Source organism: Pseudomonas sp. GM41(2012) (assembly GCF_000282315.2).
In the GTDB taxonomy this organism is placed as follows: domain Bacteria; phylum Pseudomonadota; class Gammaproteobacteria; order Pseudomonadales; family Pseudomonadaceae; genus Aquipseudomonas.
In genome coordinates, this window is the sequence record NZ_AKJN02000007.1 from 155,068 (window position 1) to 168,244 (window position 13,177).

Genomic DNA, 13,177 nt, shown 5'->3' on the forward strand with positions numbered 1-13,177 from the left:
CGAGCGTTACGAATCATAAAAAAGGGCTATTAATTCGATAGCCAGCTATTTTTCAAGGATGGTCTACCCTCACATCAGACGTCTGAAACTAGAGGGACTATCCATGCTCGCGCACCTTCCTCCGGCCTTACAGAATCTGCAGTTGCCGCTACGCCTGCGACTCTGGGACGGCCATGAATTCAACCTGGGGCCGACGCCCAGCGTCACTATTGTGGTCAAGGACCCACAAATGGTTACCCAGTTCACTCACCCAAGCCTGGACGCGCTAGGAGCGGCGTTTGTCGAAGGCAAACTTGAGCTGGAAGGCTCCATCAGCGACGTGATCCGCGTCTGCGATGAGTGGAGCCAGGCGTTGCTGAACGAGGACGACGACAGTCAGCCGGTGCGCACTGTCCACGACAAGGAAACCGACGCCAAGGCGATTTCCTACCACTACGACCTTTCCAACGCGTTTTATCAGCTGTGGCTCGACAGTGACATGGCGTATTCCTGCGCCTATTTCGAGACCGGCAGCGAAACGCTGGAGCAAGCCCAGCAAGCCAAATTCCGTCACCTGTGCCGCAAGCTGCGGCTGCAACCAGGGGAATACCTGCTGGATGTCGGTTGCGGTTGGGGTGGACTGGCACGCTATGCCGCCCGGGAGTTTGGCGCGAAGGTGTTCGGGATCACACTCAGTAAAGCGCAACTGGAACTTGCCCGTGAACGGGTGACCGCCGAAGGCCTGGACGATCTGGTCGAACTGCAACTGCTCGACTACCGTGACTTGCCGCAGGACGGCCGCTTCGACAAAGTGGTCAGTGTCGGCATGTTCGAACACGTTGGCCATGCCAATCTGGCCGAGTACTGCAAAACCTTGTTCGGTGCGGTGAAGGAGGGTGGCCTGGTGATGAACCACGGGATCACCGCCAAACACACCGACGGCCGTCCGGTGGGGCGCGGTGCCGGCGAATTCATCGAGAAGTATGTGTTCCCCAATGGCGAGCTGCCGCATCTGTCGATGATCTCGGCCGAGATCAGCGAAGCAGGGCTGGAGATTGTCGATGTCGAGAGTCTGCGCCTGCATTACGCGCGCACGCTGGACCATTGGAGCGAACGCCTGGAAGACAATCTGGAAGCGGCTTCCAGGCTGGTGCCAGAGCAGGCCTTACGGATCTGGCGGCTGTACCTGGCAGGATGCGCTTACGCGTTCGCCAAGGGCTGGATCAATCTGCATCAGATTCTTGCGGTGAAAGCTCACCCCGATGGCAGCCATGAACTGCCATGGACGCGCGACGATATCTACAACCCTTAAAGTATCGGTGAGATAAGCCGGGCGACCCGCATGCCGACCTGTTGCAGGCGGCGGGTCTCCCGGCTTTCTTCTTTGGCGATCTCGTGGGCCTGGGCGAAGTCATCGTTGAGCATCTGCTCCACTTCGGCGGCAAATTCGCTGTCGACCGTCAACAACATCACTTCAAAATTCAGCCGGAACGAGCGGTTGTCCAGATTGGCACTGCCAATGGCGCTGATTTCGCTGTCGATCAACACCACTTTCTGATGCAGGAACCCCGGCTCGTAGCGGAACACTCGCACACCGGCGCGCACGGCTTCGAAAGCATAAAGGCTGGAGGCAGCGTAGACGATTCGGTGGTCCGGTCGAGAGGGCAGCAGCAGCCGCACATCCACGCCTCGCAGAACAGCCAGCCTTAACGCAGCGAACACAGCTTCGTCGGGGATGAAATAAGGGCTGGTGATCCACACCCGTTCGGTTGCTGCATGAATGGCTTCGACGAAGAATAACGAACAGGTTTCGTAGGAATCTGCCGGGCCGCTGGCGAGCAATTGGCAGAGCACGCCGTCGTCCGGGTAAACGTCCGGCAGGATCAGCGGCGGCAATGAGCGGGCGGCCCAAAACCAGTCTTCAGCGAAAGATTCCTGCATGCAGGCCACCACCGGTCCGCGTACTTGCACATGGGTATCGCGCCATGGTGCCAGCGGAGGTTTTTCGCCCATGTATTCGTCGCCGACGTTATGCCCCCCGACGAAACCCAGCACTCCATCGACTACCACAATCTTGCGGTGGTTGCGGAAGTTGACCTGAAAGCGATTGAGCCAGCCGCTGCGGGTCGCAAAGGCTTTAACTTCGACGCCGGCATCGCGCAGCGGCTGCACGTAATTGTGAGGCAGGGAATGGCTGCCGATGCGGTCGTACAATAAATAAACCGCCACGCCTTCGGCGGCTTTCTTCAGCAGCAAGGTTTGCAGGCGTTGACCGAGGCGATCGTCGTGGATGATGAAAAACTGAATCAGCACCGCTTCCTTCGCGTTGCTGATGGCTTCAAATATTGCGTTGAAGGTGGCTTGGCCGTCGATCAGCAAACGCACTTCGTTGTTCGCCAGGCACGGCATGCGCCCCAGTTTCGGCATGGCCCTCAAGGACGCGTAAGCATTGGAGGCGCGAGCGGTCAGCGCCTCTTCTACCCAGGGTCGCCAGTTGAGCTCGGAGATAGCCTTGCGCATTTCTTCGTTGGCCTGGCGCCGAGCCTTGATGTAACCATCGAAGGTGCTGCGGCCGAAGACCAGATAGGGGATGAGCGTGAGGTAGGGAATAAACAGCAACGACAGGGCCCAGGCGATCGATCCCTGGGCGGTCCGGACGGTGAGCACGGCGTGAATGGCAGCGATCAGGCCCAGCGTGTGTAGCAGTGCAATCATGTAGCCGAAAATATGCGGTCCAAAGTAATCCATGGGGCAGCCTTGCTCCTGAAGATTCAATGCTTAACAGACCATGTTCCGTGCAGAATGTCGCTATTTAATTGGCCCATGAACCGAAGCCACTGGCTGACGTCTAACAGCCACTAATGATCAGGAGTTACTCGATGAACGTTCGTCTGCTGGGTTTGGCCATGGCTATTGGTTTGTCACTTCCTGTGGCCGCTCAGGCGCAGATGTTGCAGCCCGGTTTGTGGGAAATGACCACAAGCAACATGAAGGTCGATGACCAGAATCTCCCGGATTTGCAGCTGATTCTTGGCCAGATACAGAGCCAGATGACCCCTCAACAGCGAGCGCAGCTCGAAAAGCAGGGCATCACCATGGGCGGCAAAGGGATTCGGGCCTGTCTGACGCCGGAGCAGGTGAAGACAGACAATATTCCGCTGACCGATCCACAGTCGGGCTGCAAGCAGGAAATCACCGACCGTACCGGGAATCAGTGGAAATTCCGCTTCAGCTGTCCGAAAGCGCAGGGCGCCGGTGTCGCCACTTTCCTCAGTGATCGTGAGTTCACCACCAAGGTTAACGGCACGTTCAATGCTACCGGTATTCAGCAGAAGGGTAGCCTGGAAAGCCGCGCCGTGTGGTTGGGGCAGGATTGCGGGACCGTCAAGCCGAGAGCTTAAAAACTCGCCAGCAGGCCCGCGCCCTTACATGACTGTGTGGGAGCGGGCCTGATTCAACCACTCACACACCGTCTCAACGCTCATCCTGCCGAAATCCTCCCCAGTGCGGCTGCGCACACTGACAAACCCGCCTTCTTTTTCTTTCTCCCCGATCACCACCAGATACGGCACGTGCTGACTGTGCTCGCGAATTTTTTGGCGGACTTTCTCGTGGCGCAAATCCGCACGGGCGCGCACGCCACTTCTGCGCATTGCCTCGGTTACCGACTGCGCGTAATCCGCCTGACGTTGGTCCATGCTGACGATCATGACGTGTGGCGGTGTCCGCCAGTTATCAAGCTCTTGTTGGCAGGACCAGCACGTACCGTAAATACGTTGCGGCAACGTACCGCTGACGTGATCGAGGGTGAACGCTTGCAGCACTCTGGTCGCGGGGACATGCGGGCCAGCGGTCGTAGATTCGACGTTCCCCAGGCGGTACAGCGGCGTCTTTCCTTGACGGCGAATCGAGTGATTGGTCGCCGCCAGCGTCTGCATGCGGGCTTCGATCAGTGGCAGGTCTGTCTGCGTTAAGGATCGCTCGGCAGAAAACTCATGAAAGAACCCGTCGCCCAGCGCCGTTCCTGAGTGCAATTGCACCTGTGGATGGAGTTGTTTAACGGCCATGGCCAGCATCAGTACACAGGAGCGTCGCAGGATCTCCAGCCCATCGGGCTCTTGCGGCGTGACGATGCTGACCCGGGCATCGGCTTCGATCATGAACTCACAGTCCACCAGGATGCCGTCTACTCGGCCGGCCACCGCCGCTTTTGCCAGTCCGGGTCCGATACTCGCGGCGAGCTCGTACACCGACAGTGGCTGGTCGTATTCACGCAATGAACCATCGCTCAGGGTGATGTGAATCATGTCGGTGCTCTCGAGTGCTAGCGCATAAACCGTAGTGGTAAACCCTGGCAGTTGTCATTAAGACGTTGGTCGTGCCAGGCAATTTGCCCCGACACGATCGTGGTGCTGACGCTGTGGCGAAAACGCTGTCGGGCAAAAGGTGTCCAGCCGCATTGAGACAGGATCGGCTGCTGGGAAACGGCGACGCCGCCAGGTTCGGGTTTGATCATAACGAGGTCGGCCCAATAGCCTTCGCGCAAATAACCGCGGTCGGGAATGGCGAACAGATCGGCAACCCGGTGACTGGTTTTTGCGACGAGCGTAGTGATCGGCAACACTTCATCCGCGACCAGTTCCAGCAACGCGGGCAGGGCATGTTGCACCAACGGCAAGCCGGAAGGCGCCTGGCTGTACGGCCGCTGTTTTTCAGCCCAGGTGTGAGGCGCATGATCGCTGCCGATCACGTCGAGCCGATCGCTCAGCAATGCTTCGCGCAAGGCATCGCGGTCAGCCTGGGTTTTGATCGCCGGGTTGCACTTGATCAGGTTGCCGAGGCTCGGGTAATCCCGGTCATCGAATAGCAAGTGGTGCAGGCAGACTTCGGCGGTGATGCGTTTCTGGGCGAGTGGCTTGTCTTCGAACAACGCCAGTTCGCGGGCGGTGGTCAGGTGTAGAACATGCAGTCGGGTGCCGTGACGCCTGGCCAGTTCCACAGCCATTGAGGAGGAGCGAAAGCAGGCCTCGGCGTTGCGGATCAGCGGGTGGGCCGCAGCGGGAATGTGTTCGCCGAACAATTCACGCAGGTTCGCTGCGTTGGCGTTGATGCTGGGCGTGTACTCGCAGTGGGCCAACAAAAGGGTCGGCACCTCGGCGAATAACCGCTCGAGAATCTGTGGGTCATCGACCAGCATGTTCCCGGTCGAAGCGCCCATGAACACTTTGACACCAGCTACTTCACAAGGATTGAGCCTGGCGACGGTGTCGAGATTGTCGTTGCTCACGCCGAAATGAAAGCCGTAATTGGCGACGGAGTTAGTTGCCGCTCGACGCTTTTTGTCGGTCAGTGCGCTGAGGGTCAGGGTCGCCGGATGGGTGTTGGGCATGTCCATGAAGCTGGTGATGCCACCGGCCACCGCAGCCCGCGATTCGGTGTAGACGCTGCCTTTGTCTGGCGAGCCTGGATCGCGGAAGTGCACTTGGTCGTCGATCATTCCGGGCAACAGCCATTGCCCTTGTGCATCGATTTCCACGTTGGCATTTTCACCGTGGATGCTGCTGGCGATCTTCACGATTCGCCCGTTGCTAACCAACAGATCACCATCAAACTCACGGCCTTCATTCACCAGCCGGGCATTGCGAATCAGCACGCTGCTCATGGTCAGAACTCGTTCTGCAGGGCTTTGTAGCCACGCACAAGGTCGACGTTGGTGCGCGCCACGTCCTCGGAAAACTCCGAGGCGCTGACGCTCACCGGTGGGAACTGCGACAGATCCGTTTTCGGGCCGATGCGGGTGGTGGAGGGCACATAGAAGTCTTCAGGCAGGTCGCGACCGTCGACCACCGAGTTGTGGCGCACCACGCAGCCGTCACCGACTGCGCAGTTGAACAGCACGCTGTTGAACCCGATAAACACCCGGTCGCCAACCGTGCACGGACCATGAACGATCGAGCGGTGGGCGATGGAACTGAACTCGCCGATGGTCACTGCTGCCCCGGACTTGGAGTGGATCACCACGCCATCCTGGATGTTCGAGTTGGCGCCGATGGTGATCGGCTCCATCTCGCCTGAGGCATCCACCTCGTCGGCCCGAATCACCGCGTAAGGACCGACGAAGACGTTCTCGCCAATCATCACTTTGCCGTAGATGATGGCGGTTTTATCCACGTAGGCAGACTCCGCGATCACCGGCAAATCACCGGAAGGATTCTTGCGGATCATGGCTTGCTCAACGCGTTGTACAGGGTGTTGAGGTTGTACTCGAACAACCCGACGAAAGTGCTGGCCGGACCGTTAGCCGCGAGCGCATCGGAGTACAACGTGCCACCGATGTGCGCGCCGCTTTCATCCGCAATCTGCTTGAGCAGGCGTGCATCCTTGATGTTTTCCATGAACACCGCTTTGACCTTGGCCTGGCGAATCTGAGTGATCAATGCGGCGACTTCGGCGGCTGACGGTTCGCGTTCAGTGGATAGGCCTTGAGGCGCCATGAAGTCGATGCCGTAAGCCTGACCGAGATAACCGAAGGCGTCATGAGACGTCACGATTTTTCGATTGCCCGGTGGCAACGAACCGAGTTTGACCTTGGCTTCGGCAAGCAGCGCGTAGATCTGTTTCAGGTAGGCCTGACTGTTGCGTTCGTAGTCGGCTTTGTTCGTAGGGTCGGCGGCGATCAGCGCCTTGGTGATGTTGCTGATATACAGCTCAGCGTTCGCCAGATTGTGCCAAGCGTGCGGGTCGGGAATCGTCTCGCCATCTTCATCCAGGGCGCGCGGGATGACCCCGTGGCTCGCGCTGATCACTGGCGCTTGGGTCTCGGAGCTGGTCACCAGGCGGTCCAGCCATGGCTCGAAACCCAAGCCGTTTTTGATGATGAGTTTGGCTTTGAGCAACGCCTTGGCGTCGTCCGGGGTCGGCTCGTACGTGTGAGCATCGGCGTCCGGGCCGACCATGTTGGTGAGCTGGATATGGTCGCCGCCGACTTGCTGGGTCATGTCGGCGAGGATGCTGAAACTGGTGACTACCTGAAGTTTTTCCGCAGCAGACAGCGACATCGACAGCAGCAAACTGAACAGCACGAGTAAAGCGCGCATCGGGTAACACCTCATTGGGATGTGAGCAAAGGCGGGCGGCGCAGCAAACCGTGCACCGGTCCGAACACCACGGACAGCAGATACAAACCGCCAGCCACCAGCACGATCGCCGGGCCACTGGGCAGCGAGTAGTAGAACGACAGCAACAGTCCGAGCCACACCGAGAGGCAGCCGAGCAGGGCGGCGATGGCCATCAACACGGGCAAGCGACGACTCCAGAAGCGCGACGCGGCGGCGGGCAGCATCATCAAACCGACCACCATCAGCGCACCGATGGCTTGAAAACCGATTACCAGATTCAGCACCACCAGGGTCAGAAATACGCCGTGAGCCAGGGGACCGAGTCGGCTGACGGTTTGCAGAAAGAGTGGGTCGAGGGTGTCCAGCAATAGCGGTTTGTAGATGCACGCCATGGCGATCAGGCTGAATCCCGAGACCCACACCATGCCGGTCAACGTCGGGCCATCGACGGCCAGCGCTGAACCAAACAACAGGTGCAACAGGTCCAGACGTTTGCCGGCGATGCCGAGGATCAGTACACCGCAGGCAAGGGAAATCGGGTAGATCGCGGCGAGGCTGGCGTCTTCTCGCAGGCCGGTGCGACGGGTGATCCAGGCAGCGAGTCCGGCCATGCCGAGACCGGCACCGAGGCCGCCGATGGTCAGCGCCGGCAGACTCAATCCGGCGAACCAGAAGCCCAATGCGGCCCCCGGCAGAATGCCGTGAGCCACCGCGTCGCCGATCAGGCTCATGCGTCGCAGGATCAAAAACACGCCTAACGGTGCGGTGCTGCATGCCAGAACCAACCCGCCGAGAAGCGCTCGCCGCATGAACAAGAACTCGTGGAACGGTTGCCAAAGATGAGCGGCTGCGAGCATCAGGCCACCTGCGTATGGGGTTGTTGGTGGATCAGATCAACGCTCGATCCGAGGACGCAGCCGCTGCTTTTGATCAGTAACGTTTGAGGAATGTGTTGGCGAACGGCGGCCAGGTCATGGCACACGATCATCTGGGTTCGGCCTTCGGCATGCCAGGTGTGAATGTGTTTCCAGAGCAGCGCTTGGCCGAGCTCGTCGAGGGCGGCGTGGGGTTCGTCGAGCAATAGCAATGGTGCGTCGGCGAGGCTCAAACGGGCGAGCAGGGCACGCTGTAATTCGCCACCGGACAAGGCCATCAATGGGCGCTGTTCCAGTCCGCTCAGACACCAGTTTTCCAGCACGGCTTTGAGGCGTTGACTGCGTATCTCGGGAGACTGCGTGCTACCCCAGAAACCGGCGGCCACTAACTCTTGCAGGCTGATGGGGAATTGACGATCCAGGTGTTGTTGCTGGGGCAGGAACGAGAGGCTGCCCTTGCGTGGAACATCCAGGATGACTTTGCCCATCAGCGGTTTTTGCAAACCCGCGATGACTTTCAGCAGGCTGCTTTTGCCCGAGCCATTGGCACCGATTACGGCGGTCAGACTTCCTTTGGCCAGTTCGAAATCCACGGAGGGAGTCAGTGGCTGGCCGGGTGCACCCCAACGCAAGGCTTGGCAACTGATCATGCGGCCTCCCAGTTCCAGTGGCTTTCGGCGACCGCATCGTGGGCGTGGAGGCTTTCCGCGTGGACGACTCGTATGTGGAAGGCGTTGATGCCGGGGGAGCGTTTCAGGGCCAGGTTCAAACGTCGCGCGGCGTCTTCGCAGAACATCAGGTTCTGACCGTTGGCCAGCGCGAAGGCTTGTTCGTCGGCGCGTTTTACGGCGGTTTGCACGGCGGTGCCGAGGGCCGCTTCGGCGTCGTTGATGATTGCGATCAGCGGCAAGTCATCCAGATAGTCGTCCAGTCGAAGCCGCAATTTCGCAGTGCTCCGTTGGCTGTGAGGCGTTGCGACGATACCTTTTGTAGAGCCGAGCCAAGCCAACACATCGGCGTGTTGCAGCGGCTTGTTGGCGAAGTCATCGACGAATTGCTGCTGAATCAGTTGCCGGGAAAGTGCGGCGGAACACGGACAAGTCGAGGAATAAGGCACGTCGATTTTTAGTTCCACGTGGAACATCGCGTTTTTCAAACGTGCTTCGATACTCACTGGATAGGTTTTCCAGCCGGCCAATGGACTGACCAGCGCCGGTCTTTTGAGCAGTAAATCGGTGTGGATTTTTAAGTACGCGCTGGCGGACAGTCCTTCATGAGTCTCGAGAAAACTTTGCAAAACTCGCCGCAACAAGGCGGGTGTCAGGTTTTCTTGCTCGAGCATTTCCAACGCCAAATACAGCCGCGACATATGAATCCCGCGCGCCTCGCCATCGTCGAGACTAACGCCGGCGTCGGCCTTTGCACTCAATCGTTGGCCATCGAACAAAACAGGAAGAGCAACGCCGCACATGCCCACCCAGTCGAGTGGCAGGGCTTGGCGTGAGGCCTGCGCGGCAATATCCGGCAGAGTCAGCGCATTCATGAGCAGGTCCATCGTGGGAGTCGATTTCGTATGTTATGTTATTACATTAAAATCAACCATGCCTTTTTCATGAATAGGCTTTCATCATGCACAGACGTCACTTGTTGAACCTGATCCTGGCCAGCGTGGCCTTCGCTTTACCGTTTGGCGTCTCGGCCACTCAGATTCGCAATGCGCGGCTCTGGCGTTCGGATGACAAGCTGCGATTGGTGTTCGATCTGAGCGGGCCGGTGCAATACAAGACGTTTTCCCTGAGCGCTCCCGAACGGCTGATCATCGATCTGAGTGGCGCCAACCTCAGTGGCGATTTCAGTCAGTTGACGCTCGGCAACACCGTGATTCGCTCGATACGCTCCGGGCCCTTCGGCCAGGGCGATACGCGAATCGTCCTCGACCTCAGCAGTCCGGTGCAGCTCGCCAGTTTTTTACTGCCGCCACAGGACGGTCAGGGCCATCGACTGGTACTCGATCTGAGGACGGCTGCACCGTTACAAATGACGGCTGCGCCCGAGGCGACCGTCGACAAAGCACATCCCAAGCGCGACATCATCGTCGTGGTCGATCCCGGTCACGGTGGCAAAGACCCCGGCGCGGTCGGCGCCAAAGGTGAGCGTGAGAAAGACGTGGTGCTGTCCATCGCCCAGCTATTGGCCAAACGACTGAAACGCGAGAAGGGCTTCGACGTGAAACTGGTGCGCAACGACGACTTCTTCGTCCCGTTGCGCAAGCGTGTGGAGATCGCCCGCAAGCACAACGCCGACATGTTCATCTCGGTGCATGCCGATGCCGCACCGCGTCTCACCGCGTCAGGCGCTTCGGTCTACTGCCTGTCGGAGGGTGGAGCAACCTCGGCGACCGCGCGTTTCATGGCACAACGTGAGAACGGCGCAGACCTGCTGGGTGCTACCAGCCTGCTCAATCTCAAGGATAAGGACCCGATGCTTGCCGGGGTCATTCTCGACATGTCGATGAACGCGACCATCGCCGCCAGTTTGCAGTTGGGCAGCACGGTGCTCGGCAGCCTGGCGGGCATCACCACGCTGCATCAGAAGCGCGTGGAACAAGCCGGATTTGCGGTGCTGAAGTCGCCGGACGTGCCGTCGATCCTGGTGGAAACCGGCTTCATCTCCAACGCTCGCGACAGTCAGCGACTGGTCACTGCACGCCACCAGCAGGCGGTAGCCGATGGCTTGTTCGAAGGGCTACAGCGCTACTTCCAGAAAAATCCGCCGGTAAACAGTTACATCGCTTGGCAGCAAGCGCAGAAAAAATCCCAGGCCTAACACCCTGCAATTCGGCTACAGGTGAACTTGCCGCTGCTGCCACCGGAGCTGGAAAACCGATTGATCGTGGTCCAGCCGACGCGGCGGTTGTAACCGACCCAAGCCTCGCCATCGGAAGCGAGCCCGGTAAAGAACGTGAGTTGCCCGTAGCGACTGTTGGTCTGCGCCCAGTGGCGTTTGCCGGCCGCTTCGAAGCCCCGCAGATAGATCGTGCTTGCGACGGTGTTGACGCTGTAGGCGTTGCCGTCGCCATCCACGCAGGCCAGCAGATTGGCGCTTCGGGTGCATTTGGCCAGGCTCGGGCTTTGCGCCCAGGCGCCGACAGCGACCAGTAGCGAAACGCTCATCAGCGTTATTTTCAGGGCGACACGCATAGGATTTCTCTCGGACCGAACGGGTTTGAGCATCGTGCCCTTTGGCATCTTGGGCAAGAGGAGAGTGGCTTGATTGTGTTGTTATACTATAACATTGAGTTAAGCCCGACATTGCGACCGGGCATCTCTGTGAGGAATACCTGATGCCCAATCGTCTCCCCGTAACCGTCCTGTCGGGCTTTCTCGGCGCTGGCAAAAGCACGCTGCTCAACTACGTGCTGCGCAATCGCGACAACCTGCGCGTCGCCGTGATCGTCAATGATATGAGCGAAATCAACATCGATGGCGGTGAAGTCCAGCGCGATGTCACCCTGAATCGTGCGGAAGAAAAACTGGTGGAGATGAGCAATGGCTGCATCTGCTGCACCTTGCGCGAAGACTTGCTGGAAGAGGTGAGCAAACTCGCCAAGGAGGGTCGTTTTGATTATTTATTGATCGAATCCACCGGCATTTCAGAGCCACTGCCCGTGGCGGAAACCTTCACCTTTCGGGATGAAGAAGGGCAGAGCCTGGCCGACATCGCCCGGCTCGACACCATGGTCACCGTGGTCGATGGCATGAACTTCCTGCTCGACTATCAGGCCGCCGAAAGCCTCGCTTCCCGTGGCGAAACCTTGGGTGAAGAGGACGAACGCTCGATCACTGATCTGTTGATCGAGCAGATCGAATTCGCCGACGTGATCCTGATCAGCAAGATCGATTTGATCAGCAGCAGTGAACGCCAGGAGCTGATCGCGATCCTCGAACGGCTCAATGCCCAGGCCGAAATCATTCCGATGGTGATGGGCGAAGTGCCGCTCAAGAAAATCCTCAATACCGGTCGTTTTGACTTCGAAAAGGCCGCTCAGGCGCCGGGCTGGCTACAGGAACTGCGTGGCGAACACGTGCCCGAAACCGAGGAATACGGCATCGCCTCGACAGCCTATCGAGCACGCCGACCGTTTCATCCGCAGCGCTTTTTCAGCTTCATTGACCGCCCGTGGGTGAACGGTAAACTGCTGCGCTCCAAGGGCTTCTTCTGGCTGGCCAGCAAGCACATGGACGCCGGTAGTTGGTCCCAGGCCGGCGGATTGATGCGCCATGGTTTCGCTGGGCGCTGGTGGCGTTTCGTGCCGAAAACCCAGTGGCCGCAAGACGAAGAAAGCACCGCCGGGATCATGGAAAACTGGACCGCAGCCACCGGCGATTGCCGCCAGGAACTGGTGTTCATCGGCCAGAACATGGACTTCGCGCAACTCACCGCCGAACTCGACAATTGCCTGCTGACCGACGACGAAATGGCGTTAGGCGTCGAGTGCTGGCGATTGCTGCCAGATCCATTTGGCCCGTGGCATGAAGAGGTGGCAGCCTGATGTTGGCACCCAGTCTGAAACTGCGGCCGATCATTTGTCAGGTTCAAGGTGAGACGCCGCGAGTGTTGACCCGAGTACTGGATGACGGTGTAAACCTCGCCGTTTGGCAGCGCCAATTGCCGGCGCACATCGCTGATTTCGGGCGTTTGCTGCTGTCACTGAACGAGCCGTTGGCCGAGTCGCTGGTCTTGGAACTGCCCGGCGATGACACCGAACCCAATCTTCACGGATTGGCCTCAGGTTTCAGCGATCTGGAAGGTTACGAAGGTTTCATCGCCGACGTCTCCTGGCTGGTCAGTGCTTTCGCCTGTTTGCTGGGAGCCAAGCGTGTCGGCTTGCGCCTGCGGGTCCTGGACAAAGCCATGTGCCCGCGTTTCCACGTCGATCACGTGCCGGTGCGGCTGATCACCACGTATTGCGGAATCGGCAGCCAGTGGCTGAAGGAAGGTGCGATGGATCGCCGACAACTGGGTAAAGCCGAAGCCGAACCGCAGGATGATTCGTTGATCGAGCAGATCGCCAGCGGCGAAGTCGCGTTGCTCAAAGGCGAGAAATGGCATGGCAACGAAGGCTTCGGCCTTATTCACCGGTCGCCACAGCTTGCGTCCGGTGAGCGGCGGCTGATCCTGACGCTCGACTGGCTGAGCTAGCGG

General features: G+C 59.1%; 14 protein-coding genes. 5 read left to right on the plus strand and 9 right to left on the minus strand.

The window, feature by feature from the left end; translation table 11 throughout:
• Nucleotides 1-103: 103 nt before the first annotated feature.
• Nucleotides 104-1,291, plus strand: coding sequence for a C17 cyclopropane fatty acid synthase CfaB (gene cfaB, locus PMI27_RS13735; protein WP_008156697.1), 1,188 nt, complete (start codon nucleotides 104-106; stop codon nucleotides 1,289-1,291).
• Here cfaB and cls read toward each other — a convergent pair.
• Nucleotides 1,288-2,727: a cardiolipin synthase gene (cls, locus tag PMI27_RS13730; protein ID WP_008156694.1), complete on the minus strand. Its 1,440-nt coding sequence runs from the start codon at nucleotides 2,725-2,727 to the stop codon at nucleotides 1,288-1,290. The two genes, cfaB and cls, sit on opposite strands and share 4 nt — an antisense overlap.
• Before the next feature lie 131 nt (nucleotides 2,728-2,858).
• Here cls and PMI27_RS13725 point away from each other — a divergent pair, with 131 nt between their 5' ends.
• Nucleotides 2,859-3,380, plus strand: a complete 522-nt coding sequence (locus tag PMI27_RS13725) for a DUF3617 domain-containing protein (protein WP_008156692.1) — start codon at nucleotides 2,859-2,861, stop codon at nucleotides 3,378-3,380.
• Between the two features lie 24 nt (nucleotides 3,381-3,404).
• On the opposite strand, the gene PMI27_RS13720 is transcribed toward PMI27_RS13725, so the two are convergent.
• Genes PMI27_RS13720 through folE2 form a run of 7 tightly spaced genes read right to left on the minus strand, consistent with a single transcriptional unit; the run spans nucleotide 3,405 to nucleotide 9,515 of the window.
• Nucleotides 3,405-4,286, minus strand: a complete 882-nt coding sequence (locus tag PMI27_RS13720) for a His/Gly/Thr/Pro-type tRNA ligase C-terminal domain-containing protein (RefSeq protein WP_008156690.1) — start codon at nucleotides 4,284-4,286, stop codon at nucleotides 3,405-3,407.
• 17 nt (nucleotides 4,287-4,303) lie between these two features.
• A complete protein-coding gene (locus PMI27_RS13715) occupies nucleotides 4,304-5,641 on the minus strand; it encodes a dihydroorotase (RefSeq protein WP_008156688.1) in 1,338 nt (445 codons plus the stop codon).
• Between the two features lie 2 nt (nucleotides 5,642-5,643).
• Nucleotides 5,644-6,204: a gamma carbonic anhydrase family protein gene (locus PMI27_RS13710; protein WP_008156686.1), complete on the minus strand. Its 561-nt coding sequence runs from the start codon at nucleotides 6,202-6,204 to the stop codon at nucleotides 5,644-5,646.
• Entirely contained in the window at nucleotides 6,201-7,076 is an 876-nt protein-coding gene (locus tag PMI27_RS13705) for a metal ABC transporter substrate-binding protein (RefSeq protein WP_008156684.1), read from the minus strand. Before PMI27_RS13705 ends, PMI27_RS13710 begins: the two co-directional genes overlap by 4 nt.
• A gap of 11 nt (nucleotides 7,077-7,087) precedes the next feature.
• Nucleotides 7,088-7,954, minus strand: a complete 867-nt coding sequence (locus tag PMI27_RS13700) for a metal ABC transporter permease (protein ID WP_008156682.1) — start codon at nucleotides 7,952-7,954, stop codon at nucleotides 7,088-7,090.
• Entirely contained in the window at nucleotides 7,954-8,622 is a 669-nt protein-coding gene (locus PMI27_RS13695) for a metal ABC transporter ATP-binding protein (RefSeq protein ID WP_008156680.1), read from the minus strand. Before PMI27_RS13695 ends, PMI27_RS13700 begins: the two co-directional genes overlap by 1 nt.
• On the minus strand, nucleotides 8,619-9,515 hold the full coding sequence (gene folE2, locus PMI27_RS13690; protein WP_008156678.1) for a GTP cyclohydrolase FolE2: 897 nt from the start codon (nucleotides 9,513-9,515) through the stop codon (nucleotides 8,619-8,621). The genes PMI27_RS13695 and folE2 overlap by 4 nt, the downstream gene beginning before the upstream one ends.
• An 86-nt stretch (nucleotides 9,516-9,601) precedes the next feature.
• On the opposite strand from folE2, the gene PMI27_RS13685 reads away from it, so the two are divergent.
• Nucleotides 9,602-10,798 (plus strand): N-acetylmuramoyl-L-alanine amidase, encoded by a 1,197-nt coding sequence (locus PMI27_RS13685; protein ID WP_008156675.1) that lies wholly within the window; start codon nucleotides 9,602-9,604, stop codon nucleotides 10,796-10,798.
• Here the strand turns inward: PMI27_RS13685 and PMI27_RS13680 are convergent.
• Nucleotides 10,795-11,172, minus strand: coding sequence for a hypothetical protein (locus PMI27_RS13680; RefSeq protein WP_008156674.1), 378 nt, complete (start codon nucleotides 11,170-11,172; stop codon nucleotides 10,795-10,797). The two genes, PMI27_RS13685 and PMI27_RS13680, sit on opposite strands and share 4 nt — an antisense overlap.
• A 143-nt stretch (nucleotides 11,173-11,315) precedes the next feature.
• On the opposite strand from PMI27_RS13680, the gene zigA reads away from it, so the two are divergent.
• On the plus strand, nucleotides 11,316-12,524 hold the full coding sequence (zigA, locus tag PMI27_RS13675) for a zinc metallochaperone GTPase ZigA (RefSeq protein ID WP_008156672.1): 1,209 nt from the start codon (nucleotides 11,316-11,318) through the stop codon (nucleotides 12,522-12,524).
• Nucleotides 12,524-13,174: a DUF1826 domain-containing protein gene (locus PMI27_RS13670; RefSeq protein WP_008156670.1), complete on the plus strand. Its 651-nt coding sequence runs from the start codon at nucleotides 12,524-12,526 to the stop codon at nucleotides 13,172-13,174. The genes zigA and PMI27_RS13670 overlap by 1 nt, the downstream gene beginning before the upstream one ends.
• Nucleotides 13,175-13,177 lie beyond the last annotated feature (3 nt).

Bases quoted from the DNA above. Each gene is read 5' to 3' on its own strand.
- cfaB (WP_008156697.1), top strand. From the start codon at position 104: ATGCTCGCGCACCTTCCTCCGGCCTTACAGAATCTGCAGTTGCCGCTA.
- cls (WP_008156694.1), bottom strand. From the start codon at position 2,727: ATGGATTACTTTGGACCGCATATTTTCGGCTACATGATTGCACTGCTA.
- PMI27_RS13725 (WP_008156692.1), top strand. From the start codon at position 2,859: ATGAACGTTCGTCTGCTGGGTTTGGCCATGGCTATTGGTTTGTCACTT.
- PMI27_RS13720 (WP_008156690.1), bottom strand. From the start codon at position 4,286: ATGATTCACATCACCCTGAGCGATGGTTCATTGCGTGAATACGACCAG.
- PMI27_RS13715 (WP_008156688.1), bottom strand. From the start codon at position 5,641: ATGAGCAGCGTGCTGATTCGCAATGCCCGGCTGGTGAATGAAGGCCGT.
- PMI27_RS13710 (WP_008156686.1), bottom strand. From the start codon at position 6,204: ATGATCCGCAAGAATCCTTCCGGTGATTTGCCGGTGATCGCGGAGTCT.
- PMI27_RS13705 (WP_008156684.1), bottom strand. From the start codon at position 7,076: ATGCGCGCTTTACTCGTGCTGTTCAGTTTGCTGCTGTCGATGTCGCTG.
- PMI27_RS13700 (WP_008156682.1), bottom strand. From the start codon at position 7,954: ATGCTCGCAGCCGCTCATCTTTGGCAACCGTTCCACGAGTTCTTGTTC.
- PMI27_RS13695 (WP_008156680.1), bottom strand. From the start codon at position 8,622: ATGATCAGTTGCCAAGCCTTGCGTTGGGGTGCACCCGGCCAGCCACTG.
- folE2 (WP_008156678.1), bottom strand. From the start codon at position 9,515: ATGAATGCGCTGACTCTGCCGGATATTGCCGCGCAGGCCTCACGCCAA.
- PMI27_RS13685 (WP_008156675.1), top strand. From the start codon at position 9,602: ATGCACAGACGTCACTTGTTGAACCTGATCCTGGCCAGCGTGGCCTTC.
- PMI27_RS13680 (WP_008156674.1), bottom strand. From the start codon at position 11,172: ATGCGTGTCGCCCTGAAAATAACGCTGATGAGCGTTTCGCTACTGGTC.
- zigA (WP_008156672.1), top strand. From the start codon at position 11,316: ATGCCCAATCGTCTCCCCGTAACCGTCCTGTCGGGCTTTCTCGGCGCT.
- PMI27_RS13670 (WP_008156670.1), top strand. From the start codon at position 12,524: ATGTTGGCACCCAGTCTGAAACTGCGGCCGATCATTTGTCAGGTTCAA.